This window comes from Pantoea rwandensis, assembly GCF_002095475.1.
Taxonomy (GTDB): Bacteria; Pseudomonadota; Gammaproteobacteria; order Enterobacterales; family Enterobacteriaceae; genus Pantoea; species Pantoea rwandensis.
This window is the reverse complement of record NZ_MLFR01000023.1, coordinates 37,123-59,253: the sequence shown is the minus strand read 5'-3', so window position 1 is coordinate 59,253 and position 22,131 is coordinate 37,123. Positions and strand designations below refer to the sequence as shown.

Annotated in this window: 20 protein-coding genes and 1 pseudogene; 6 read left to right on the top strand and 15 right to left on the bottom strand. The window is 54.4% G+C overall.

The features are described 5' to 3' along the window. The first annotated feature begins 107 nt into the window (after positions 1 to 107). A complete protein-coding gene (locus HA51_RS19185) occupies positions 108 to 674 on the top strand; it encodes a glycine cleavage system transcriptional repressor (RefSeq protein ID WP_084936214.1) in 567 nt (188 codons plus the stop codon). A gap of 138 nt (positions 675 to 812) precedes the next feature. Then, positions 813 to 1,280: a thioredoxin-dependent thiol peroxidase gene (gene bcp / locus HA51_RS19180; protein WP_084936185.1), complete on the top strand. Its 468-nt coding sequence runs from the start codon at positions 813 to 815 to the stop codon at positions 1,278 to 1,280. 44 nt (positions 1,281 to 1,324) lie between these two features. Here the strand turns inward: bcp and HA51_RS19175 are convergent, their stop codons facing one another. The 9 genes from HA51_RS19175 to HA51_RS19135 all read right to left on the bottom strand — a co-directional run bounded on the left by HA51_RS19175 (position 1,325) and on the right by HA51_RS19135 (position 10,119). Further along, positions 1,325 to 2,917 carry a sensor domain-containing diguanylate cyclase gene (locus HA51_RS19175; RefSeq protein ID WP_084936184.1) on the bottom strand — a complete coding sequence of 531 codons (1,593 nt, stop codon included), beginning with the start codon at positions 2,915 to 2,917 and terminating at the stop codon, positions 1,325 to 1,327. A 165-nt stretch (positions 2,918 to 3,082) separates the two neighbouring features. After that, positions 3,083 to 3,913 (bottom strand): phosphodiesterase, encoded by an 831-nt coding sequence (locus HA51_RS19170; RefSeq protein WP_084936183.1) that lies wholly within the window; start codon positions 3,911 to 3,913, stop codon positions 3,083 to 3,085. Between the two features lie 11 nt (positions 3,914 to 3,924). Continuing rightward, positions 3,925 to 4,914 (bottom strand): ABC transporter ATP-binding protein, encoded by a 990-nt coding sequence (locus tag HA51_RS19165; RefSeq protein WP_084936182.1) that lies wholly within the window; start codon positions 4,912 to 4,914, stop codon positions 3,925 to 3,927. Continuing rightward, positions 4,911 to 5,723: an ABC transporter permease gene (locus HA51_RS19160; protein WP_084936181.1), complete on the bottom strand. Its 813-nt coding sequence runs from the start codon at positions 5,721 to 5,723 to the stop codon at positions 4,911 to 4,913. Before HA51_RS19160 ends, HA51_RS19165 begins: the two co-directional genes overlap by 4 nt. Then, positions 5,720 to 6,577 carry an ABC transporter permease gene (locus HA51_RS19155; protein WP_084936180.1) on the bottom strand — a complete coding sequence of 286 codons (858 nt, stop codon included), beginning with the start codon at positions 6,575 to 6,577 and terminating at the stop codon, positions 5,720 to 5,722. The genes HA51_RS19160 and HA51_RS19155 overlap by 4 nt, the downstream gene beginning before the upstream one ends. A 2-nt stretch (positions 6,578 to 6,579) precedes the next feature. After that, positions 6,580 to 7,602, bottom strand: a complete 1,023-nt coding sequence (locus HA51_RS19150) for an ABC transporter substrate-binding protein (RefSeq protein ID WP_084936179.1) — start codon at positions 7,600 to 7,602, stop codon at positions 6,580 to 6,582. Between the two features lie 149 nt (positions 7,603 to 7,751). Next, positions 7,752 to 8,744, bottom strand: a complete 993-nt coding sequence (locus HA51_RS19145) for a substrate-binding domain-containing protein (RefSeq protein ID WP_084936178.1) — start codon at positions 8,742 to 8,744, stop codon at positions 7,752 to 7,754. Between the two features lie 126 nt (positions 8,745 to 8,870). Beyond that, positions 8,871 to 9,479, bottom strand: a complete 609-nt coding sequence (locus tag HA51_RS19140; RefSeq protein WP_084936177.1) for a DsrE family protein — start codon at positions 9,477 to 9,479, stop codon at positions 8,871 to 8,873. Between the two features lie 34 nt (positions 9,480 to 9,513). Further along, positions 9,514 to 10,119, bottom strand: a complete 606-nt coding sequence (locus tag HA51_RS19135) for a DsrE family protein (protein ID WP_084936176.1) — start codon at positions 10,117 to 10,119, stop codon at positions 9,514 to 9,516. A 639-nt stretch (positions 10,120 to 10,758) separates the two neighbouring features. Here HA51_RS19135 and bepA point away from each other — a divergent pair. Both bepA and arsC read left to right on the top strand, forming a co-directional pair. Then, the gene (gene bepA / locus HA51_RS19130; protein WP_084936175.1) at positions 10,759 to 12,222 is read left to right on the top strand and encodes a beta-barrel assembly-enhancing protease; all 1,464 of its coding nucleotides are present in this window, start codon (positions 10,759 to 10,761) and stop codon (positions 12,220 to 12,222) included. A gap of 3 nt (positions 12,223 to 12,225) precedes the next feature. Beyond that, positions 12,226 to 12,573: an arsenate reductase (glutaredoxin) gene (gene arsC, locus HA51_RS19125; protein WP_084936174.1), complete on the top strand. Its 348-nt coding sequence runs from the start codon at positions 12,226 to 12,228 to the stop codon at positions 12,571 to 12,573. Here the strand turns inward: arsC and hda are convergent. The 3 genes from hda to upp all read right to left on the bottom strand — a co-directional run bounded on the left by hda (position 12,570) and on the right by upp (position 15,347). After that, positions 12,570 to 13,271, bottom strand: coding sequence for a DnaA inactivator Hda (gene hda, locus HA51_RS19120; RefSeq protein WP_202403671.1), 702 nt, complete (start codon positions 13,269 to 13,271; stop codon positions 12,570 to 12,572). The two genes, arsC and hda, sit on opposite strands and share 4 nt — an antisense overlap. 93 nt (positions 13,272 to 13,364) lie before the next feature. Further along, positions 13,365 to 14,648 carry a uracil permease gene (uraA, locus tag HA51_RS19115; RefSeq protein WP_084936172.1) on the bottom strand — a complete coding sequence of 428 codons (1,284 nt, stop codon included), beginning with the start codon at positions 14,646 to 14,648 and terminating at the stop codon, positions 13,365 to 13,367. A gap of 72 nt (positions 14,649 to 14,720) precedes the next feature. After that, complete coding sequence (gene upp / locus HA51_RS19110; protein WP_034825735.1) at positions 14,721 to 15,347, bottom strand: uracil phosphoribosyltransferase; 627 nt, start codon at positions 15,345 to 15,347, stop codon at positions 14,721 to 14,723. Between the two features lie 240 nt (positions 15,348 to 15,587). Between upp and purM the strand changes: the two genes are divergently transcribed. Further along, positions 15,588 to 16,628: a phosphoribosylformylglycinamidine cyclo-ligase gene (gene purM, locus HA51_RS19105; protein WP_084936213.1), complete on the top strand. Its 1,041-nt coding sequence runs from the start codon at positions 15,588 to 15,590 to the stop codon at positions 16,626 to 16,628. Continuing rightward, positions 16,625 to 17,263, top strand: a complete 639-nt coding sequence (purN, locus tag HA51_RS19100) for a phosphoribosylglycinamide formyltransferase (RefSeq protein WP_084936171.1) — start codon at positions 16,625 to 16,627, stop codon at positions 17,261 to 17,263. Before purM ends, purN begins: the two co-directional genes overlap by 4 nt. Positions 17,264 to 17,572: 309 nt before the next feature. Here purN and pstB read toward each other — a convergent pair whose 3' ends face one another. From pstB to HA51_RS19085, 3 genes and pseudogenes are all read right to left on the bottom strand, one after another. Further along, on the bottom strand, positions 17,573 to 18,340 hold the full coding sequence (gene pstB / locus HA51_RS19095; RefSeq protein ID WP_084936170.1) for a phosphate ABC transporter ATP-binding protein PstB: 768 nt from the start codon (positions 18,338 to 18,340) through the stop codon (positions 17,573 to 17,575). A gap of 11 nt (positions 18,341 to 18,351) precedes the next feature. Then, on the bottom strand, positions 18,352 to 19,950 hold the full coding sequence (gene pstA / locus HA51_RS19090) for a phosphate ABC transporter permease PstA (RefSeq protein WP_084936169.1): 1,599 nt from the start codon (positions 19,948 to 19,950) through the stop codon (positions 18,352 to 18,354). Beyond that, positions 19,947 to 22,039 (bottom strand): annotated as a pseudogene (locus HA51_RS19085) (ABC transporter permease subunit). Before HA51_RS19085 ends, pstA begins: the two are co-directional and overlap by 4 nt. Between the last annotated feature and the right edge of the window lie 92 nt (positions 22,040 to 22,131).

The window sequence follows — 22,131 nt, the reverse complement described above, 5'->3', positions numbered from 1 at the left end:
GTTTTACCCCGAAAGAAAAGCAAGCGAGCCAAGCCATTCCTACCCTTGTCAGCAGTTTTTTTTATGTTTACCTTATGGTTATTAGCGAACGTACAGGAAACGCCATTTTGTCGCAGTCACAGCCTCACCATTTGGTGATCACCGCTTTGGGCGTTGATCGTCCGGGAATCGTCAACACCATCACTCGCCATGTCAGTAGCTGTGGTTGCAACATCGAAGATAGCCGTCTGGCGATGCTCGGTGATGAGTTCACCTTTATCATGCTGCTTTCGGGAAGCTGGAACGCGATTACCCTGATTGAATCCACACTTCCCATGAAAGGTGCCGAGCTGGAGCTGCTGATTGTGATGAAGCGCACCAATGCACGCATTACCCCGCCGATGCCGGCCACGGTATGGGTGCAGGTGGAAGTGCCGGATTCCCCCCACATCATTGAGCGCTTTACTGATCTGTTCGATAAACATCAGATGAACATCGCCGAACTGGTTTCACGCATAAAGCCGGCACAAGATGGTGTGCCTCCGACACTCTATATTCAGATGACCGCCCACAGCCCGGATAACCAAGCCAGCGCACCGTTTGAACAAGCCTTCAACAAACTGTGTGAAGAACTGCATGCACAAGGCTCAATTCGTCTTTATAGTGTCACCGATGAGAGCCACAGTACTCTGTAATCGAAACCCGGGTTATTTCTCCACACACTCTGTCGTATTGGCATACCGTGTAGTGAAATAACCCAGAGGGAGATACCCTCAGGCGCTTTTGCCTTAATGGTGTATAACCCACAGCATAAAGAAAAATGGAGAGTTGTGATGAATCCACTGAAAGCCGGTGATACCGCACCGAAATTTAGCTTGCCCGATCAGGACGGCGAACAAGTAAATTTGGCCGACTTCCAGGGACAGCGCGTTCTGGTCTATTTCTATCCGAAAGCCATGACGCCGGGTTGCACCGTTCAGGCCTGTGGTCTGCGCGACAACATGGATGCGTTGAAAACCGTAGGTGTAGAAGTCTTGGGTATCAGCACCGACAAATCTGAAAAATTGTCGCGCTTCGCCGAGAAAGAAGTGCTGAACTTCACGCTGTTATCTGATGAAGATCACCAAGTGTGTGAACAGTTCGGTGTCTGGGGTGAAAAGACCTTTATGGGAAAAACCTATGACGGCATTCACCGCATCAGCTTCCTGATTGATAGCAACGGCAAGGTGGAGAAAGTGTTTGATGATTTCAAAACATCGAACCATCACGATATCGTGCTGGATTATCTGAAGTCTGCCTGATACACAACGGGTGCACTGCGTGCACCCGTTTCTTTAGCTATTTGTCACCGCGTGATGCTACTCACCAACGCATTCTGGCCGGCAATCATCACACAGTTGCGTCCCGCGTTTTTTGCCTGATACAACGCGGCGTCCGCCTGTTTAAGACTTTGCTCTTGCGTGTTGTGGTCCATGTCCCATAGAGCGACACCCACCGACAGCGTAATGTGCCCCACATGGTCCACCCAATTTTCAGCAATACTGGTGCGTACACGCTCAGCGATCACCCGCGCTTCGTCGGTGGACGTGACAGGAAGGAGCATCAGAAACTCTTCGCCACCGTTGCGGCACACGACATCCGTCTGACGGGCGCTGGCACGCAGTGTGTTGGCCACGTGTTTAATCACTGCATCCCCCACATCATGACCAAAATTATCGTTCACGCGCTTAAAGTGGTCGATATCCAATGCCAGAACGGCAAATGGCTGATGCATGGTTTCGAAATAGTCGAGAACCGCACTCAACCCCCGGCGGTTCAACAGACCGGTCATAGGATCCGTTTGCACTTCCGATTTCAGACGGCCAATTTTGTCCTGAACTAAACCAATACCGGTTAACAATGCCCGCTTCACCTGTGCCGCTTCGAAGTACCACGCGCGAATGCCGCCAATTTCGCCAGAGACCCCTTGAGTATCCATTTGGCTGGCTTTACGCGCCAGTTGCCACAGTGGCAGTGCAATTAAGCGCGCAAAAATAACCGCCATTAATAAGGTCAGCAACGCGAACGGCACCGAGTTTTTCAGCACCTTTAACAGCAGGCCGGAGAGCGGCTGTAATGTGACATCCGTGGGTTTAAGCGCGACCACCATCCAGCCCGTGGTGGGCACAATGGCATATCCAGCCAGCTTTGAGGCACCCTCTTCCGTCAACTGCACCTCACCATTGGCGCTCTCTTGGCGCGCCTGGTCGCTGACGATTGCCGGTACTGTTTTACCAATCAGTTGACTGTTCTGGTGATACAGCACCTGATTATTCCGGTCCAACACATACACCTGCGTGCCATCCCGATAAAACTGCTCGCCAAGTAATGCGTTGAGAATGCTTTTTTTCTTCAGATAGATGGTGCCACCAACATAACCGAGGTAGCGCCCGTCATTGCTCCAGATCGGCCAAGAGACAAACACAATCAGGTTATTTGCCGCCGAGATGGTGGGTTTGCTCACCATGGGTTGACGCTGAACCAGCGCTTCACGCGAAGCCTGGCTGGTGAGTTGCATGCCCTTCAGCATCAGCGATTCGGGAGAAATGGCTTTCACTAAACCATTACTGTCCACCACGGCCACCGAGTTAAAGCTGCTGGTTTGCTCGCGTAGGCGATTCACTTCCTGCTGTGCGAGTTCGGGGTTATCAAAATCTTTGCCCAATTGATTGGCGCTGTAGTGCAGCTGCGACTGTGCAAGCTGGAAGAAAACTTCAGTGGTGGCCGCCAGTTTGGTCGCGTACGCGCGGTTCGCCTCAAGCGTGCTTTCGATCAGCACCATACGCTGGACACGCCAGGTGGCATACAACGTATTGGCGAGCGTGATCACGATACTGGTGATAGCCAGCAGCGCGATCAGCGTGCGCAGATCGGTTTTTGGCCGGATGCGCATCAGCATGACGCAGCCGCCCTGATGAATAGGTTCATAAATTCGCGTGCCTGACTCTTGTTATAGTTGGATTAGCTTACCCTGGTGAGGGAACCGCCAATTGTACACCTACAAGCCAAGCGGATCACAGATCAAGCTGTCAGGCACGCGTAAAAAATCAGCAAAACAGTGGCGCTAATCGATCAGTCCATTGGCATCATAAAACGGCCATGGACCAGGATAATCGCCAATCGCGCAGAGATGCGTGGTCATACCCTGCTGAGGATGCCAGCGATGGAGCAAGAATCCTGGGGGTTCCAGCACAAAATTGGCCGGCCCATTTTCAGACAAATCAAACGCCACCTGATGCGAAACACCGGGTGCAACGGAGACTAAAGTCCCGGCAAACCTCGCCTGTATTGAGCGATGTAAATGGCCACTTAACACGCGCTCCACCTGCGGGTGTTGACTGATGATTTTCGCCAACGCCTCCGGGTTACGCAGCGGCTGCTTGTCCATATGACCAATGCCGGACATCACAGGGGGATGATGCAACATCACCATGGTCGGCAGTTGCGGTTCACGCGCGAGCTGATCTTCCAGCCAGACCAATTGAGCCTCATCCACATAGCCCCAAGGCTGTTGCGGCACACTGGAATCCAGCGCCAGCAGCTGCACACCTTTCACACGCGCTTGCCAGTTCAGCGTTTCGCCGCGTTGCAGATAGTGATGATCCGGAAAGGCTGCACGTAATTGCTGGCGATCGTCATGGTTACCGGCCATCAACATATACGGCAGTTGCAGGCGACGCAGCGCGGTGCGCAGCGTTTGATACTCCTCTGCGGTGCCAAAATCCACCAAGTCACCGGTGATCACCACCATATCCGGCCGTGGCAACAAATGATTCAACGTATCGATAACCCGCAGCAACGCAGCCTGGGTATCAACCTTTTTGTACGACAGGCGACCGTTCGCCTTAATGTGTAAGTCACTAATTTGCGCAATCAGCGTCAATGCTTCAGACACGAATCTCTTCCTCAGGATGCAGAAAATTGGAGTGCGGCGTCCTGCGCCAACGTCCAGCTCACCGGTTGTCCGGCATGCCAGGCTTCACGCGCGTGGCGATCAACCTGAATTGGCGTCGCTAGCCCGATGTCGATCATCAACCGCTGCGAAGCGCCTAAAAAGGTACTGGCAACAATAAAGCCAGACCGCGCATAACGGTTGTCGTCGGCGAGCAGCACATCTTCAGGACGGCAGAAACGTTGCGCGTTGCCACGTGCATCAACATCCACGCAGTTAATGGCACCCACGAAATCCGCCACAAACTTCGAAGCAGGATGCTGGTAAATGTTCTGTGGTGTATCGATCTGTACCAGTCGCCCTTGCTCCATGACCGCAATGCGATCGCCAAGCGCCATCGCTTCTTGCTGATCGTGCGTGACATAGACTGCGGTAATCGCGAGTTTTTTCAGCAGCGTACCGATTTCAAGCCGTAGACGATCGCGCAGCCGGGCATCCAGTGCCGCCAGTGGTTCATCAAACAGCAGCACTTTGGGCCGTGCCGCCAGCGCGCGAGCCAGTGCCACACGCTGTTTTTGTCCGCCAGAGAGTTTATCAATGCTGCGTTGTGACAAGGCGCTGAGGTCCACCAGCTCCAGCATCTCATGCACGCGCGCTTCACGTTCAGCACGTGGCACCCCCTGCACTTTCAGGCCGTAAGCCACGTTCTCTGCCACGTTGAGATTAGGGAACAGCGCATAGTTCTGGAACACCATGCCCACATTGCGCTTTTCAATCGGCAACGCGGTGACGTTGCGATCGTCGAACCACACTTCGCCGCCGTCATCGCAGCGCTCAAGACCGCTAATGATGCGCAAGGTGGTGGTTTTACCGCAGCCTGAAGGGCCGAGCAACACCAAGGTTTCACCGGGGTTGACGGTTAAATCGAGCGGGTGCAATGCTAGTTGATGATTGAAGTGACGCGAGCAGCCGCGCAGCGTCACGGTAACGGCCGCAGGATTCATGCTGCCTCCTTGTTTTGGCGCGCAACCGCGCGGTTAAGCCAGTGATTCACCGCATTCAACATCAGCAATAGCGGCAAAATCATCAAAATAAAAATCAACGTATAAGCGGATCCCACTTCCAGCCGCATTGAGGCGTAGCTGTCTGCAAGACCAACGGGCAGGGTTTTAGTCAGCGGGGTGTGCAGCATCCAAGTGATGTTGAACTCACCCACAGACAAAGTGATCACCATAAAGGCACCTGCGAGAATGCCGTTGCGGCAGTTGGGCACCACCACGGTAAAGAAGCGCTGCCACAGGCTGGCCCCGAGGCTGGAGGAAGCTTCTTCCAGACGCGGCATATCCACCGCCTGCATCACGGCTAGCACGGGTCGCATCATAAACGGCAGCGTGAACAGTACATGACCAATCAGGATAAATACCCAGCTGTCACGCAGGGCAGAGAACTGACCGTAAAGTAGAATGATGCCGAGCGCGGTGGCCAAGCCCGGCAGCGCCACCGGCAGCATCAAACACTCTTCGATACGCGCAGCCCAGCGGCCGGGGGCTTTCAGCAAGCCCCACGCGGCGGGTACGCCAATCACTAACGTGACCAGTAAGCAGAACAGCGCAATCAGTAGCGACAGCCAAAATGTGTCGGCATACATCTCCCACACTTGCTCAACCCATTTCAGGGTCAAACCGCTGCGCAGGCCAATAAAATAGTTGTTGGTCACGCCAGCGAGCATCGACAACACCACCGGCACTATCATAAACAATGCGGTCAGCGTGGTGACCAACAGCTGCAGGCTAAACAATCCACGACGATTCATGCCGCCCCCTTATGTGCCAGACGACGCGCCAGCATCAGTGCCAGCCACGCCACTGCGCCCATCACCACTGACAGCGCCGCCGCAGTAGCAAAGTTGGCGTAGTTAGTGAATTCGCCATAAATGGTCAGCGGCAGTACCGCCAAATTCGTACCCAGAGTGAAAGCGGTGCCAAATGCGCCCATACTGGTGGCAAAACAGAGCGCGCCGGTAGAGAGCAACGCCGGTTGCAGTCCGGGCACAATCACATCCCAGGTAATGCGCCACTGACTGGCGCCCAGCGAACGTGCCGCCTCTTCCAGCGAGTGATCCAGCTTTTCGCTGGCCGCCACCAACGTGACGATGGCGCGCGGCAGCGAGAAATAGAGATAACCGATAAACAGGCCGGTCAGTGAGTAGGCTAACGTCCAGCGCTCATGCACCAGGCTCATGCTGATCTGCGCCAGCAATCCCTGCCGTCCCGCCAGCATCACCACCAGAAAACCGACCACGACACCGGGAAAAGCCAGCGGGAAAGTCAGCAGCGCTAATAACGTGCCACGTCCTGTAAAGCGTTGCCTCGCGAGGAAACAGCCGACAATCGCGGCAATGATCAGCGTCACTAACGTCACAGCCAGAGAGAGCAATACCGTGTTTAACAGGCTGAACAGGTAGTTCGGCTGGCTGATCACCGTCCAGTAACCGCTGTGCTGAGTGCTGCGATCGTTCTGCATCCCCATTTGCAGCAACCGAGCAAACGGCAGCAGCCAAAACGCACTGAAGAATAGCAGTGCGGGCAGCGTCAGCCAGAGCCAGCGGCTACTCGGTAATCGTCGAGCCTGGCGGCGTGAAGCCACCAGGTTGTCGGAGATCGACATAATCAGTGAATCTCGCTCAGGTACTTAGCAGAGAACGCTTTCTGCGCATCGGCCATCTGCTGATAATCGACGGTTTGTGCACGAGCGTAATCACTGTCCGGCAGGAAGAATTTCTTGGCTTCGGGGGACATCGTTGAAGTACGTACTGGACGCAGGAAGGCATTTGCCCAGATCGCCTGACCTTTATCAGACAGCACGTAGTCGATCACTTTCTTACCATTGGCTTCATGCGGTGCGTTCTTCACCAGGCTAATGACGTAAGGTACGGTCACCGTGCCCTCTTTCGGGATCACAAACGCCACGTTGGCGTGATCTTTATATTTCGCGCGATAGGCGTTGAAGTCGTAATCCAGCAGAATTGGAATTTCGCCAGAGATCAAACGCGCATAGGCAGTCTGCTTCGGCACGATTGGCTGGTTGGCCTGCAGTTTCTTGAACCAGTTCAGCGCAGGGGTAAAGTCTTGCATGTTGCCGCCCTTCGCCTGGTTGACCGCTACCGCAGCCACGTAACCGACAAAAGCACTGGCCGGATCGAGATAGCCGATCATCCCTTTATATTCAGGTTTCAGCAGATCGTCCCAAGACTGAGGCACTGGCGCGCCGCCCAGCGCATCAACGTTGACCATAAAGCCCATGGTGCCGGAGTGCAGTGCCACCCATTTACCGTTGGGATCTTTCATTCCCGCTGGGATTTCATCCCAGTGGGCGGGTTTATAGCTGGTGATGACGCCCGCACTGTCGGCCTGGATGCCGAAACTGACGCCGTAATAAACCACATCTGCCACCGGATTGCCTTTCTCCGCCACCATTTGCGCCAGCGCCTGACCGGAGTTTTTGTTGTCTTGTGGCACGGTGATGCCTGTGTCTTTAGCAATGGCTTTAAGCTGTGTACCCCAGTCAGCCCACTCGGGCGGACAGTTGTAGCAAATCGCGTTTTCGGCGGCCTGCGTCATCATGCTGAACAGCGAACCGGCGGTCAGCGCAATCGCTCCTGCAAGAATTTTCACTTTTTTATGGAATTTCATGGTGGTTCCCTGGTGTTGGCAATGCCCGTCATACTTCAAGCTACAGGTGCGTTGGCTACGTGTATTTAGCCCAGTCACTTACTGATATAAGCTCCCGGTCTAACTACACTTGCCGCCTTCCTGCAGCTCGAATTATTTTGGGCATGATTTTAGTTAATCGAAGGAGCAGCGATGCTTTCGCCGATCCGCAACCGATGGGCCAGTACGCGAGTACCGCGGCTGGCTTGTTGTAACAGCATGTCTATCGCACAGGCACCGAGCATGTCGGCTGGCTGCGAGACGCTCGCCAGCGACGGCGCAATCTGCTCGCCAATATCGATGCCATCAAAGCCCATCACCGACAGTTGCTGCGGAACGCGCACACTGGCACGTGCTGCCGCGCCTATCAGGCTGATGGCGAGCAAATCGTTGGTACAAATCACCGCGGTAAGCGGCGCGTCACCCTGCAACTGTGGTTGCAGCAGGGAAAAATCAGAATGCGTGTGGCTGGTCATTTCAATCACCGGCAGCGCGTGCAGTCCGGCGCTGTTCATGGCATCGCAGTAACCCTGATAACGCAGACGCGCGCGATCCGATTGCAACATCGGCCCAGCGACCATACCGATGTGTCGATGACCGAGAGCCAATAAATGCGCCGTGGCTTCCTGCATTGCCTGACGGTTGTCCACGCAGATCGCAGGCCAGTGACTCTGTTGAGGGACGTTGTGCGCCAATACAAACGGCATGTTGGCGTCATGCAGCGTGTTCAATACGGCGCTGTTATCCGCATCCGCCACGGTCAGCACCAGACCGGCCACCCGCTGCCGCAGCATATGTTCAACGATCGCCGCTTCACGCTCGGGTTGATAATCACTGGTTGCCACCAGCAAACCGTAACCCGCCGCGCGTGCTTGGCGCTCCATGGCCTGTAACTGGCGCGAGAAAATCGGGTTCAGCAGCGAAGGCAGTAACACCCCCAACGTGGTAGAGCTTTGGGTGCGTAACTGACGCGCAATATGGTTGGGGCGAAAACCGAGCTGCTCTGAGGCGGCCAACACTTTTTCCAGCGTGTCGGGGCGCAGCAGATGGGGATCAGAAAATGCACGTGCGGCGGTAGCGCGTGATACGCCAGCCAGCTTTGCCACACTGATTAAATCGGACATATTCGCCTCGTGAACCGTCAATGAGATCGATCTCATTGGCGCTTAAATTAGCGGCGAACTGTGACAGCAACATCGCGGAAAGATGAAGGAAAGATGACAGCAGCGCGAACTGCTGTCGGGCAAGGATTACAACATCAGGAAGGCATAGCCTTCGTTTTGCAGCGAAGCGACGGTGGTGCCGCTCGAGAGGGTATGAGTCACTCGGGTGTCGATCCAGTCACGTTGCAGCTGATGGAAAGCCACTGATTGATCGCAAATCGTCACTTTCACACCCGCCTGTTTCAGCTCATCGATCAATTTCAGGTTCGGGTTATCCGTGCCATAAGCTTTGCGGAATTGATCGTTGTTAAGCGCAGCAGGTACTGCGTCGCTGTTAATTGAGACCACAAAGTTCAGTTGATTGAGTGGGACGCCCGCCGCGTAATAAAGGTTAGTGACACGCGCGACACGTTCCAAACCCAGATTGGGTTGGCGGACATCGCCTTCCGTACGGTTAATCTGGAACACAATCTTGTTGCTGAGACCAGGCGTGTTCGCGGGGTTGTAATCCGGCGTATTCACGAAATGGATTTTGCCGTAACCCGCGATAGCAGGCGTGCTCCAGAAATCCGCGGGTTCGGTTTTGTTGTCAGCAAACTTGCTGCTGACTTTGTCCACCAACTCTGGAAGCTGTAATACATTACCGCCAACGAAGCCTGCCAGTGCAGCGATAACAATATAGGATGCTGGACGCATTTCACTTTTCCTCGATAGTAGACTGGAAGCCGAATTACATTTGCAGGAAGGCATACCCCTGATTTTCCAGCGTCGACACGGTGGTCGGGCTGGATAACGCATGAATGACCGATTGATCGATCCACTCTTTCGGGAAGTGGTGGAAGGCTACCGACTGATCGCATACCGAGACTTTGACACCCAGCTTATTCATCTCGCTAATGACGGCCAGGTTGGGATTATCGACCTTATAAAATTGCTGGAAATGGGCGTTGTCCAACATCGCTGGCGTGGCATCCCCGGTGACTGACACCACAAAGTGCAGCTGGTCAGCCGGTACACCTGAAGCGATATAAAGATTGACCACGCGCGCGACGCGCTCTAATCCCAGATTGGGGCGTCTCATATCCCCTTCGCTTTTGGTGATCTGAAATACAACCTTATTACTCAGACCGACAACCGGCTTAAATGCGGCGTCAGGTTCGTAATGAATTTTCCCATAACCCTCAATCGCAGGCGTACTCCAGAAACCGTCCGGGTCAGTGGGTTCAGCAGAAAAATGGCTCATCACGCGTTGGTAAATATCATCACTTTTACTGACGGTGGCACCGACAAATCCACCCACAATCGCTATCAGGGCGTAAGAGACAGCAGAACGCATAAAAACTCTCCGGCATGCACTGCGCGTTAATTCACAGTCCGTTTGAATAAAGTGCTTTATCTATACCACAGCGTGGGCGGCGCAAAAGTTTTGTACTTATTGGCTTTTTAGGCGTTTTATTGCAGAAAAAATAATTAGTCAGGCTAATTGAATAATGCATTTTATTGAGGTGAAATCGGGACTCAATAAATGGTTGGCTGCAAAAAAGTTAATTTAAATTAAGTTTAGTGACGTATTTCTGCTGAAAACATGACCAGAATTAACTAAAACATCAGCTTGATATTAAAACGTCACAATTAAAATCATTGATGGACGAAAGCCCCTGCTAAAGCCATTACACTGCTGTTTTTCAGAGTAAACCTGGAAAAGTTCATGCCAAATTCAATAATTTTGAGCAACTTTACGTAACTTTAAATTTATTCCTCGTAAAGCGCTCACCTGCTCTGCACGGGGTATTCAATTTTTTGCTGCAATCTGACATGGCTGTCACTGTTTTTTCATTTTAGCCGTTGGTTGCTTCTTCATTTGCTTGTTACGGCATGCTGGTTAAGATAGTAGCGCTGCGCAAAGGGAAAGTACGCGCAGAACATTTGAACGACTTACCTGTCCAATTGCAGGTGACTTTTACAGGATTCAGGCATGTTAAACCGGTTGAAGAGATCTGTGCTGGCGGCCCTAATTCCTACGCTGCTGCTGACACCCGCGCTCTCGGTGCGCGCTGATGTGAGTGATAATTTGCCCGATATAGGCACGACTGCAGGTTCGACGCTGTCCATTAATCAGGAACTGCAGATAGGCGATTTCTATGTTCGCCAGCTGCGTGCCAGCGCCCCATTGATTAACGATCCATTGTTAAATCAATACATTAATGAACTGGGCCAGCGCTTAGTCGCACACGCCAACTCGGTACGCACCCCGTTTCATTTCTTTTTAATTCAGAACGATGAGTTGAATGCCTTCGCCTTCTTTGGTGGCAATGTGGTACTGCACTCGTCGCTGTTTCGCTATACCGATAATGAAAGCCAACTGGCCTCGGTCATGGCGCACGAAATTTCCCACGTCACCCAACGCCATCTGGCGCGTGCGATGGAAGAGCAGAAGCGTAATGCGCCGCTGACGTGGGTCGGCGCATTGGGTTCCATCCTGCTGGCGATTGCCAATCCGCAAGTCGGTATGGCCGCGCTGACGGGCACGCTGGCAGGTACTCAACAGGGAATGATCAGCTTTACCCAAGCCAACGAACAGGAAGCCGATCGCATTGGTATTCAGGTGTTGCAACGCGCCGGTTTCGATCCCCAAGCGATGCCTAACTTCCTGCAAAAGTTGGCCGACCAGAGCCGTTTCTCCTCTAAGCCCCCTGAGATTTTGCTGACCCACCCGCTTCCCGATAGCCGCCTGGCCGATGCACGAAACCGCGCCAACCAAATGCGCCCTGTGGTGGTTCAATCATCGGAAGGGTTTTACATGGCGAAAGTTCGTTCATTGGGGATGTATGCGACAGGCCGTAACCAGCTTACTGATGAATTGCTTAATGAGTATGCCAAGGGGAATTCTCGCGAGCAGATGGCATCCCAATACGGTAAAGCCGTGCAGTTTTTGCAGGCGAAAAGCTTCGACAATGCCAAAAAAATCATTGCGCCGATGCTGGCAAAGCAGCCGGATAACGTCTGGCTACTGGATATTATGACTGACATCGATATCGGCCTGAATCAGCCACAGCAGGCGATCGCCATGCTGACCAGCGCCAAAGGCAGCACCACCCATCCAGTGTTACAACTTAACCTCGCTAACGCCTATGTGGAAGCCAAGCAACCTGCCAACGCCACGCGCATTCTGAATCGCTATACCTTCGCGCACCCGGATGATGTCAATGCGTGGGATTTACTGGCACAAGCCTCTGCGGCGCAAGGGCTGCGTGACGAAGAGTTGTCGGCACGCGCTGAAGGCTTAGCGCTCAATGGCCAACTTGACCAGGCGATCACCACCCTGAGCAGTGCCAGTGCACAGGTGCCGCTCGGCAGTTTGAAACAGGCGCGTTATGATGCGCGCATCGACCAGTTCCGGGAATTGCAGAAGCGTTTCCGTCAGTATCAGAAGGGATAAACGATGGTGAGCATTTATCACAACCCGCGTTGCAGTAAGAGCCGAGAAACCTTGGCGTTATTACAGGAAAAGGGCATCGAGCCAGATGTAGTACTGTATCTTGATTCGCCACCTGACGTTCAGACGCTCAAAACGCTGTTGAATAAACTGGGATTAAGTAGCGCACGCGATCTGATGCGACGCAAAGAGGATTTGTATAAGGAATTGAAGTTGGCAGACAGCCAACTGAGTGAAGATCAACTGTTACAAGCCATGGCCGAGCACCCAAAACTGATCGAGCGGCCGATCGTGATCAACGGAGATAACGCGCGGATTGGACGTCCACCGGAAGCGGTGCTGGAGATTATTTAAAGCCCCAGCGCTTCTTTGACGAAGGGAATGGTGAGTTTGCGCTGTGCACTAATTGAGGCGCGATCGAGTCTATCCAGAGTATCAAACAGCGTGCGCATTTCGCGGTCGAGGCGTTTCAGCAGGAAGCGCCCGACATCTTCCGGTAGCTCAAAACCACGCAGTCCTGCCCGCATTTGCATCGCCTGGAGTTTGTCTTCATCTGACAGTGGCTGCAAACGATAAATCTGCCCCCAGTCGAGACGGGAAGCCAGGTCCGGCAGGCCAAGATTGAGCTGACGCGGTGGACGATCGCCGGTGATCAGCAGACGCGTTTTGCCGATTTCCAGAATGCGGTTGTAGAGATCAAAGATCGCCATCTCCCACTCGGCATCACCGGCAATGCATTCAATGTTATCAATGCAGACCAGTGCCAGGTTCTCCATACCGTCCAACACTTCTGGCACAAACCAGGTGCGTTTATCCAACGGCACATAACCCACCGCTTCACCGCGGGCTGACATCTCAGCACAAGCTGCATGCAGTAAGTGACTACGGCCGCCGCCTTCGCGTGACCAAAAATAGAGATAGCTGCCGTGTTGCTGAGAGAGTGCGCCTTGCAGCGCCGCCAACAGAGACGGATTTTCCCCCGGCCAGAAACTGGCAAAGGTTTCATCATCGGGTAAATAGAGTGGCAGTGATAGCTGTGCCGGCGTGTTCAGAAGTACCTCAACGGATGAGCAGGCAGAAAACGGCGCAAGTTTATCATGATCTTTGCAAGAGATGAACCAGGCTTCCCTGCCCGGCTAAGCGCATTAGGCTTCGCGCTTCTCTTCCGCATCCAGCACCACCTCTTCCGGGCGTAATAGGTTGATTACGCGGAAAATCAGTGCCAAGGCCACGCCCACGATGGTCGCCAGCGCCATGCCTTTCAGCTCTGCAGCACCGATGTGTACTTTCGCGCCGCTCACGCCAATGATCAGGATCACGGAGGTCAGGATCAGGTTCTGCGCTTTGTTGTAATCCACTTTGGATTCAATCAGTACACGAATACCGGAAGCACCAATCACGCCGTACAGCAGCAAGGAAACTCCGCCCATCACCGGCACCGGGATCGCTTGAATCGCGGCTGCCAGTTTACCTACGCAAGAGAGCAGAATCGCGAAGATCGCCGCCCCGCCAATCACCCAGGTGCTGTATACGCGAGTGATCGCCATCACGCCGATGTTTTCGCCGTAGGTGGTGTTCGGAGTTGAACCGAAGAAGCCGGAGATCATGGTGGATAAACCGTTGGCGAACATAGAGCGATGCAGACCCGGGTCGCGAATCAGATCTTTTTTCACGATATTGGCGGTGACAACTAAGTGGCCAACGTGCTCAGCGATCACGACCAAAGCGGCTGGCAAGATCGTCAACATCGCCGCCCATTCGAAGCGTGGCGTGTAGAAGGTGGGCAGCGCAAACCATGGCGCATCAGCAACGGACTGCCAGTTGACGATTCCCATGAAGGTAGAGAGTGCATAGCCCACCAGTACACCGATCAGAATCGGGATGATGGCGAGAAAACCACGGAACAGCACCGAACCAAACACGGTGACAGCCAGCGTCACCATTGAGATGATAATGGTTTTGCTGTCAGCCGAGGTGCCATCTGCAGGCAGCAAGCCCGCCATATTCGCGGCAACACCTGCCAGTTCCAGACCGATCACCGCGACAATCGCACCCATCGCGGCGGGTGGGAACATCACGTCAAGCCAGCCAGTGCCGGCTTTTTTCACAATCAGCGCCACCACACAGAACAGGAAACCACACAGAATAAAGCCGCCCAGCGCCACTTCATAACCCAGCGGTAATAGCAGCAGCACCGGTGAAATAAAGGCAAAGCTCGATCCTAAATACGCCGGAATTTTGCCTTTGCAGATAAACAGATACAGCAACGTGCCGACGCCGTTGAACAGCAGAACGGTGGCCGGGTTGATGTGGAACAGAATCGGCACCAGCACCGTGGCACCAAACATGGCGAACAGGTGTTGCAGGCTGAGTGGAATGGTTTGCAGCAGCGGTGGACGTTCGTCTACCCCGATCGCGCGACGAGTCATTGATATCCCCTTGAGTTATGTTTTATTTTTTGCCAAAAAAAAGCCGACTCTCTGGCCGGCTTGATGCTTTATTTATTTCGTTCCGAAGATCTTATCGCCGGCATCGCCGAGACCTGGAATGATATAGCCCTTCTCGTTCAATCCCTGATCGATTGACGCGGTGTAGAGTTCAACGTCTGGATGCGCTTTTTCCAACGCCGCAATACCTTCTGGCGCGGCTACCAGCACCAGCACTTTAATGCTGTTGCAGCCGGCTTTTTTCAGCAGGTCGATGGTGGCGATCATCGAACCACCGGTGGCCAGCATCGGGTCAACCACCAGCGCCAGGCGCTCTTCGATGTTAGACACCAGCTTCTGGAAGTACGGTACTGGCTCCAGCGTCTCTTCATCACGGTAGACACCCACCACGCTGATACGCGCGCTTGGAACGTGTTCCAGCACGCCTTCCATCATGCCGAGGCCCGCACGCAGGATCGGCACCACGGTGATTTTTTTGCCTTTGATTTGGTCGACGTCGACCGGGCCATTCCAGCCTTCGATGGTGACGCGCTCAGTGGCCAGATCGGCGGTGGCTTCATAAGTCAGCAGGCTGCCGACTTCCGAGGCCAGCTCGCGGAAGCGTTTGGTGCTGATATCATGCTCACGCATCAGGCCCAGTTTATGTTTGACCAGCGGGTGTTTGACTTCCACGATCTTCATGATTGTTCTCCCGGAATTGAGTTGAGCTAAAAAAAAATCGCCGGATTATACCGCCTTTTTGCCGCTGCGCCACTTGTCATTGGTCAATGGCTTAGCGCAATCCGCGTAATCATAAGGATTGGCGAAAAACCAGCGCTGTGCAAAGCGGCGTGAGATGGCACTCGCAAACGTTTGCCTGCACTGATAGAATTAGCGCGCTTAATTTTTGCCACCAACCGCAATTCGCGTGGGGATTCCGCAGTGACCGACAAAACCTCTCTCAGCTACAAAGACGCCGGTGTTGATATCGATGCTGGTAACGATCTGGTTGACCGTATTAAAGGCGTAGTAAAGAAAACTCGCCGCCCGGAAGTGATGGGTGGACTGGGTGGCTTTGGCGCGCTCTGTGCGCTGCCGCAGAAATACCGCGAGCCTGTGCTGGTCTCCGGAACCGATGGCGTCGGCACCAAGCTGCGTCTGGCGATGGATCTCAAACGTCATGACAGTATCGGCATCGATCTGGTTGCGATGTGTGTAAACGACCTGATTGTGCAAGGCGCTGAGCCGCTGTTCTTCCTCGACTACTACGCGACCGGCAAACTGGATGTGGACACCGCATCTGCCGTGATTACCGGCATCGCCGAAGGTTGCTTGCAGTCAGGTTGTGCACTGGTGGGCGGTGAAACCGCAGAGATGCCAGGCATGTATCACGGCGAAGATTACGACGTGGCCGGCTTCTGTGTTGGCGTGGTAGAAAAATCAGAAATTATTGACGGTTCGAAAGTGCAAGACGGCGACGTGCTGATCGCACTGGGCTCAAGCGGCCCACATTCGAACGGTTATTCTCTGGTGCGTAAAATTCTGGAAGTCAGCCAGACTGACCCAGAAACCAAACAGCTGGATGACAAACCACTGGCCGATCACCTGCTGGCACCGACCCGCATCTACGTGAAAAACATCCTTAGCCTGATCGAACAGGTGGATGTGCACGCGATTTCTCACCTGACCGGTGGCGGCTTCTGGGAAAATATCCCACGCGTGCTGCCAGACAATACTCAGGCGGTAATTGACGAGAAGAGCTGGCAGTGGCCGTCTGTGTTCACTTGGTTGCAGCAGGCAGGCAACGTCAGCCGTCACGAAATGTACCGTACCTTTAACTGCGGCGTGGGCATGATCATCGCGCTGAGCCCGGCAGATGCCGATAAAGCGGTACAGCTGATGACCGACGCTGGCGAGCAAGCGTGGAAAATCGGTGTGATTAAAGCCTCTGACGCTGAAGAGCGAGTGGTTATTAATTCATGAAAAAACTGGTTGTACTGATCTCCGGCAACGGTAGCAATCTTCAGTCCATCCTTGACGCCTGCGCAAGCGGGCGTATCAACGGCAGCCTCGCTGCCGTTTTCAGTAATAAGGCCTCAGCGTTTGGTTTGACGCGTGCGCAGGAAGCGAATGTGCCCACCCATGCGCTCGCCGCCAGTGATTTCGCCGACCGTGATGCCTTTGATCGCCAGCTAATGCAGGAAATCGACGCTTATGCGCCGGACCTGGTGGTGCTGGCCGGTTATATGCGCATTCTCAGCCAAGCTTTTGTCGCGCACTATCACGACCGCTTGGTGAATATTCATCCGTCGCTGTTGCCGAAATACCCCGGACTGCATACCCATCGTCAGGCACTCGAAAATGGCGATGAAGAGCACGGTACATCGGTGCACTTTGTCACCGATGAGCTGGATGGTGGACCGGTGATTCTACAGGCACGTGTGCCGGTATTTGCTGAAGATGATGAAGCAGAAATCACGGCACGTGTGCAGCATCAGGAGCATGCGATCTATCCGCTGGTGATCAGCTGGTTTGTCGATGGACGTTTGCAGATGCGTGAAGGCAAGGCCTGGCTGGATGGGCAAGCGCTGCCGCCTGCCGGTTACGCGCACGACTGACCAGCGTAACGTCGCGATTTATCGTGTAATGCTTGTTACTTAAGTGCGTTTCGGTCGCATTAATGGCGACCCTACATTGTTAGGTGCAGTTAATGGCAACTCTACATTGTTCGGTGCAGTCAATGGCAACCCTACATTGCTAGGTGTGGTTAATTACGGCCCAACATTGTTCGGTGCGGTTTTCGTAGGGTACGCATTCATGCGTACCGGCTTAAATACGCACTGATTGGCTTAAGTGAGCGGCATTACGCGATTTATCACGCTGTTTTTTTATTGCATGCAGAAATTACGCCGCTTTAAATCGCAAAATTACCCAAACCTACCCGTAATGTAATCCTCGGTTTTTCGCGCTCTAGGTGAGGTGAATATCCGATCAGTTTCGTCGAACTCCACCAGTTGGCCATTATGCATAAACGCCGTGTAGTCGGACACGCGTGCCGCCTGCTGCATGTTGTGCGTCACCAACACTAAGGTGAAATGCTGCTTCAGCGTAGTCATCAACTCTTCGATAACCAACGTTGAAATCGGATCCAGCGCCGATGTCGGCTCATCCAGCAACAACACTTCCGGTTCAATGGCGATGGCTCGCGCAATCACTAAGCGCTGCTGCTGGCCGCTAGAGAGCGTCAACGCATTCTGTGCCAGCTGATCTTTCACTTCGCTCCACAATGCTGCGGCCCGCAATGCACGCTCGCAGGCTTCATTCAGCACCCGGCGGTCGCGCACACCTTGCAGACGCAGGCCATACACCACATTTTCATAAATGGATTTTGGGAACGGATTGGGTCGCTGAAACACCATGCCAATACGGCGACGCAGCGCGGGCAGATCCTGATTTTCCTGCATCACCGCATGTTGATCGAGCAGGATCTCCCCCTCAATACGGCAGCGATCAATCACATCATTCATGCGATTAAAGCAGCGCAGCAGCGTTGATTTCCCACAGCCAGAGGGACCGATCAGCGCGGTAATGCGATTTTTAGGGATCTGCAAATCAATACTGTTCAGCGCCTGGCGCTCGCCGTACCACAACGAAAGCTGGTTAACGGTCAATGCGATGTCGTAATCGGGCGTCATCTATAAACCTTTTAATGCGTCATAAGCCGGTAACGCTCACGCAGACGATGGCGTAGTGCCATGGCCAGCAAATTAAGCGACAGGATAATCACCACCAGCAGTAATGCGGTAGCGTAAACCAGCGGTCGGTCAGCGTCGATATTGGGACTCTGGAAAGCCAAATCGTAAATCTGAAAGCCGAGGTGCATAAATTTGCGGTCCAGATGCAGGTACGGGAACACCGCATCGACCGGAAGCTCAGGTGCCATCTTCACCACACCCACCAGCATCAGCGGTGCGGTTTCACCCGCCGCGCGCGCTACCGCCAAAATCAGACCGGTCAGCATCGCTGGCACCGCCAGCGGTAATACCACACGCCACAGCGTTTCCGCTTGGGTCGCGCCGAGAGCCAAAGACCCCTGGCGCAGATTATCCGGAATACGCGACAAGCCCTCTTCCGTCGCCACAATCACCACTGGCAGCGTGAGCAGCGCCAGCGTCAATGCCGCCCAGAGTAGACCTGGCGTGCCAAAGGTCGGATTGGGCAGTGAGCGTGAGAAAAATAGCTGGTCGAGGGTGCCGCCAATCAACCAGACAAAAAAGCCCAAACCAAATACGCCATACACAATCGAGGGCACGCCAGCGAGGTTTACCACCGCAATACGGACTAATCGCGTTAATGCATTGCGGCCTGCGTATTCATGCAGCCAAACGGCGGCGATCACGCCCAGCGGCATGACGATGATCGACATCAGCAGCACCATCAATACCGTACCAAATATAGCCGGGAAGGCACCGCTCTCGCCGCCGCCTGATATCGGTGAGTCGCTCACGAATTGCCAGATCTGACTGAAAAAGTGACGAGTTTTCTGACTCCATGACATCGCATTGGGGTACCAGGCATCGACCACCTGCGCCAGCGGAATGATGTGATCCTGGCCCTGTACATCGCGCAGCACCAAGGTATCGCGCTGGCTCTCGTGCTGCAGATGCGTCAATTGCTGCGCCAGCGCACTAAAGCTGCGCTGTAACGCCACACTGTTGGCATCAAATTCCGATTGTTCCTGCAGGGTAAAAGTGCCACGGTGCTGCTGCTCATCGGCTTGCTGCTGCAAACTTTCTAGTTGAGCGTTAAGGCGCGCCATTTTCACGCGGCGAATATGGCTCGCCTGCCGCAACGTCTCGTGTACCTGCAACAAACGTTGATGAAGCAGGGCATCACGGTCGCGGGCGGTCAACACTTCGTTATCTTCCCGCAGTTCGATGAGCCAGCCGTAAGCGTTGCCACCACTGCGTCGCTGCAACACGATTGCATCGGCTGGTCGGCGGGTTTTTGCTGAACCTTGGCTGTAGAGCACGCGGAAATCCGGTGCCGCAAAATCACGGTTGCCGGTTTTCACCACGTAGCGCCACTGCTCACCCTGCGGCTGTTTGTGCAGCGTTTCACCCAGCACCATCACCGCGGCCCCTTCCGGTGGCTGGAACAGATATTGATCAACCGGCTGCGGCCAGAAGGCGCGCACGCCCTGCCAGCCCAACAAGCCGATGAGCAATGTGAAGGCCAGCAGGCACACCGCCACCGCCCCGGCTGTCAGCCAGCGCCAGCGGTCATTTTGACGCATCGCTTTCATCCCTGACCCTCATGCTGGCTGTAACGCTGCCGTAAGCGCTGACGAATCAGCTCCGCTACGGTGTTAATCACCAGGGTAAACATCAGTAATAGCAGCGCACTCAGGAACAAGATGCGGTAATGCGCGCTGCCCGCTGCCGCTTCCGGCATTTCAATCGCGATGTTCGCCGAGAGCGCACGCAACCCGGCAAACAGCCCACCCTCACTGACGGGCGTGTTACCTGTGGCCATCAGCACGATCATGGTTTCACCACGGCCCGACCAAAACCAATCATTAATGCCGCAAATATCCCCGCCGAGGCGCCTGGCAGCACGACGCGTGTCAGGGTTTGCCACGGTGTTGCACCTAAAGCCAGCGAACCTTGCCCTAACGCCCCTGGCACGCTAAACAGCGCATCCTCTGACAGGGTAAAAATTAAGGGGACCAGGGCAAAGCCCATCGCTAATGCCGCCACCAACAGATTACGCTGCTCATAATGTGCCAGGTGCTCACCCATGTTGGGCCACAGCTGCGTCGGCAGCCACAATGTCAGCAACGTCACGGCCAGCAACACCGGCAACAGCAAAATCACTTCAAATCCTGGACGACGCCAGCTGAGTGGCAGGTAAGGACTGAGCACCCCACACAATAACAGCGTGACCGCGAGCACCAGTGGCAACAGCAGCACTCCCACCAGCGCGGTACTGATATGTGGAGCCAGCCATACGCCCGCAATCAGCCCAATCACCACACTCGGTAGTGCGCCCATCATTTCAATGCCCGGTTTAACCCAGCGCCGTAATCCCGGCGACATAAACCATGCGGTATACATCGCCGCTGCCAGTGCCAGTGGCGTGGCAAACAGCAGCGCCAGCGCGGCGGCTTTCAAAGTGCCAACCACCATCGGGATTAAGCTAAATTTAGCCTGATAGCTGTCGCCCGCAGCCGTGGATTGCCACACATAATCGGGCTGCGGATAGTTCTCGTACCAGATTTTCTGCCACAAATTGCGCCAGGTAAAATCTGGCCACGGATTATCCAGCGCAAACTGCTGCCACTGCCCATCACGTTCAACAATCAGTGCATCACCGCGCGGTGAAAATGCCAGTGACTGGATACCCGGCGCCAGTTGGCGTGTGAGAATCGGTCCCTGCTGTTTACTGGCAAACAGCTTGATCTCTCCAGCGGCATTGAAAGTGGCGAACACGCGGCGCTGCGGTTCAGGCACGATGCTTAGCGCATCCTCGCTACGGGCAAAGGTATGAATCTGTTGCAGACGTGGCCCTTTATCACCCGCAATCGCAAACCACTGCTGTACGCCCTGCGCATCCTGAATCAGCAGCGTGCGCCCGCCCGTCAGGATATGCAGGCTTTGCGGTCGCTGATTGAGTGTCTGCGTTTCACGGAGTTCCGCGCCCTCGGCGGTGATTTGCCACACGCGCAGCAGACGCCCTTCGCTGGCATACAGCAGTGAACCATCAGGTGACAGCAGTAGATGTTCAGCTTGCTGCTGCGGGAGTAAAGTCTGATTAACCGTTTGCTGATTTTCCAGCGTCATCACGCTGATGCCCGCCGGCGTTTGTGCGGCAATGCGCCATTGATGGTCGCTCAGGGAAGCCAACGCCATCTGAGTGACCGGTCCTTGCTTCAGGCTCAATGGACGGTCGCCAAACGGGAAGTACCACTCACCATGATTTCCATGGATCAGCGGTTGCATCAGCAGCAGTTCACCCTGCATATTGAGTAACACGCTGCTGCTGTTACTGCTGTATACCGCCGCATCGGGTTTGCCGGGCAATGGCAACGCCTGCCCCGCGGGCTGTCCATCAAGCGGAATAAAGCGTGCTTCATCGCGGCTGATACGCCAGCCAAGATGGCCATCCGTGCCCATCGCCAGCACCGGGGCTTTATCCCAAAGTTGCAGATTGGTGGTGGCTTGCATGCCGGGCGCGCTGAAAAGCGGTAACACGACCCAAATGAGCCAGAAGAAAAGTAGCAGCATCAGCAGCAAAATTCCCACGCCACAGGCCGTTACCACGCGACGAACAAACTGATCGGTGGCGCGGCGACGACGGTCGCTGAAATTGACAGGAATTCGATTTATGCTCATGCAGGCCAGGTTACAGGTGAAAACACGTCGCTATGTTGCCCGTAGCTGATTGATAAGACAACCTTTGGCGTTGGACAAGCTTGCCATACTCT

Coding starts and splice junctions, on each gene's coding strand:
- bcp (WP_084936185.1), top strand. CDS start 813: ATGAATCCACTGAAAGCCGGTGATACCGCACCGAAATTTAGCTTGCCC.
- HA51_RS19175 (WP_084936184.1), bottom strand. CDS start 2,917: ATGCTGATGCGCATCCGGCCAAAAACCGATCTGCGCACGCTGATCGCG.
- pstB (WP_084936170.1), bottom strand. CDS start 18,340: ATGACGCCCGATTACGACATCGCATTGACCGTTAACCAGCTTTCGTTG.
- HA51_RS19155 (WP_084936180.1), bottom strand. CDS start 6,577: ATGTCGATCTCCGACAACCTGGTGGCTTCACGCCGCCAGGCTCGACGA.
- HA51_RS19135 (WP_084936176.1), bottom strand. CDS start 10,119: ATGCGTTCTGCTGTCTCTTACGCCCTGATAGCGATTGTGGGTGGATTT.
- HA51_RS19140 (WP_084936177.1), bottom strand. CDS start 9,479: ATGCGTCCAGCATCCTATATTGTTATCGCTGCACTGGCAGGCTTCGTT.
- upp (WP_034825735.1), bottom strand. CDS start 15,347: ATGAAGATCGTGGAAGTCAAACACCCGCTGGTCAAACATAAACTGGGC.
- HA51_RS19160 (WP_084936181.1), bottom strand. CDS start 5,723: ATGAATCGTCGTGGATTGTTTAGCCTGCAGCTGTTGGTCACCACGCTG.
- arsC (WP_084936174.1), top strand. CDS start 12,226: ATGGTGAGCATTTATCACAACCCGCGTTGCAGTAAGAGCCGAGAAACC.
- bepA (WP_084936175.1), top strand. CDS start 10,759: ATGTTAAACCGGTTGAAGAGATCTGTGCTGGCGGCCCTAATTCCTACG.
- HA51_RS19165 (WP_084936182.1), bottom strand. CDS start 4,914: ATGAATCCTGCGGCCGTTACCGTGACGCTGCGCGGCTGCTCGCGTCAC.
- purN (WP_084936171.1), top strand. CDS start 16,625: ATGAAAAAACTGGTTGTACTGATCTCCGGCAACGGTAGCAATCTTCAG.
- HA51_RS19145 (WP_084936178.1), bottom strand. CDS start 8,744: ATGTCCGATTTAATCAGTGTGGCAAAGCTGGCTGGCGTATCACGCGCT.
- pstA (WP_084936169.1), bottom strand. CDS start 19,950: ATGAAAGCGATGCGTCAAAATGACCGCTGGCGCTGGCTGACAGCCGGG.
- HA51_RS19150 (WP_084936179.1), bottom strand. CDS start 7,602: ATGAAATTCCATAAAAAAGTGAAAATTCTTGCAGGAGCGATTGCGCTG.
- uraA (WP_084936172.1), bottom strand. CDS start 14,648: ATGACTCGTCGCGCGATCGGGGTAGACGAACGTCCACCGCTGCTGCAA.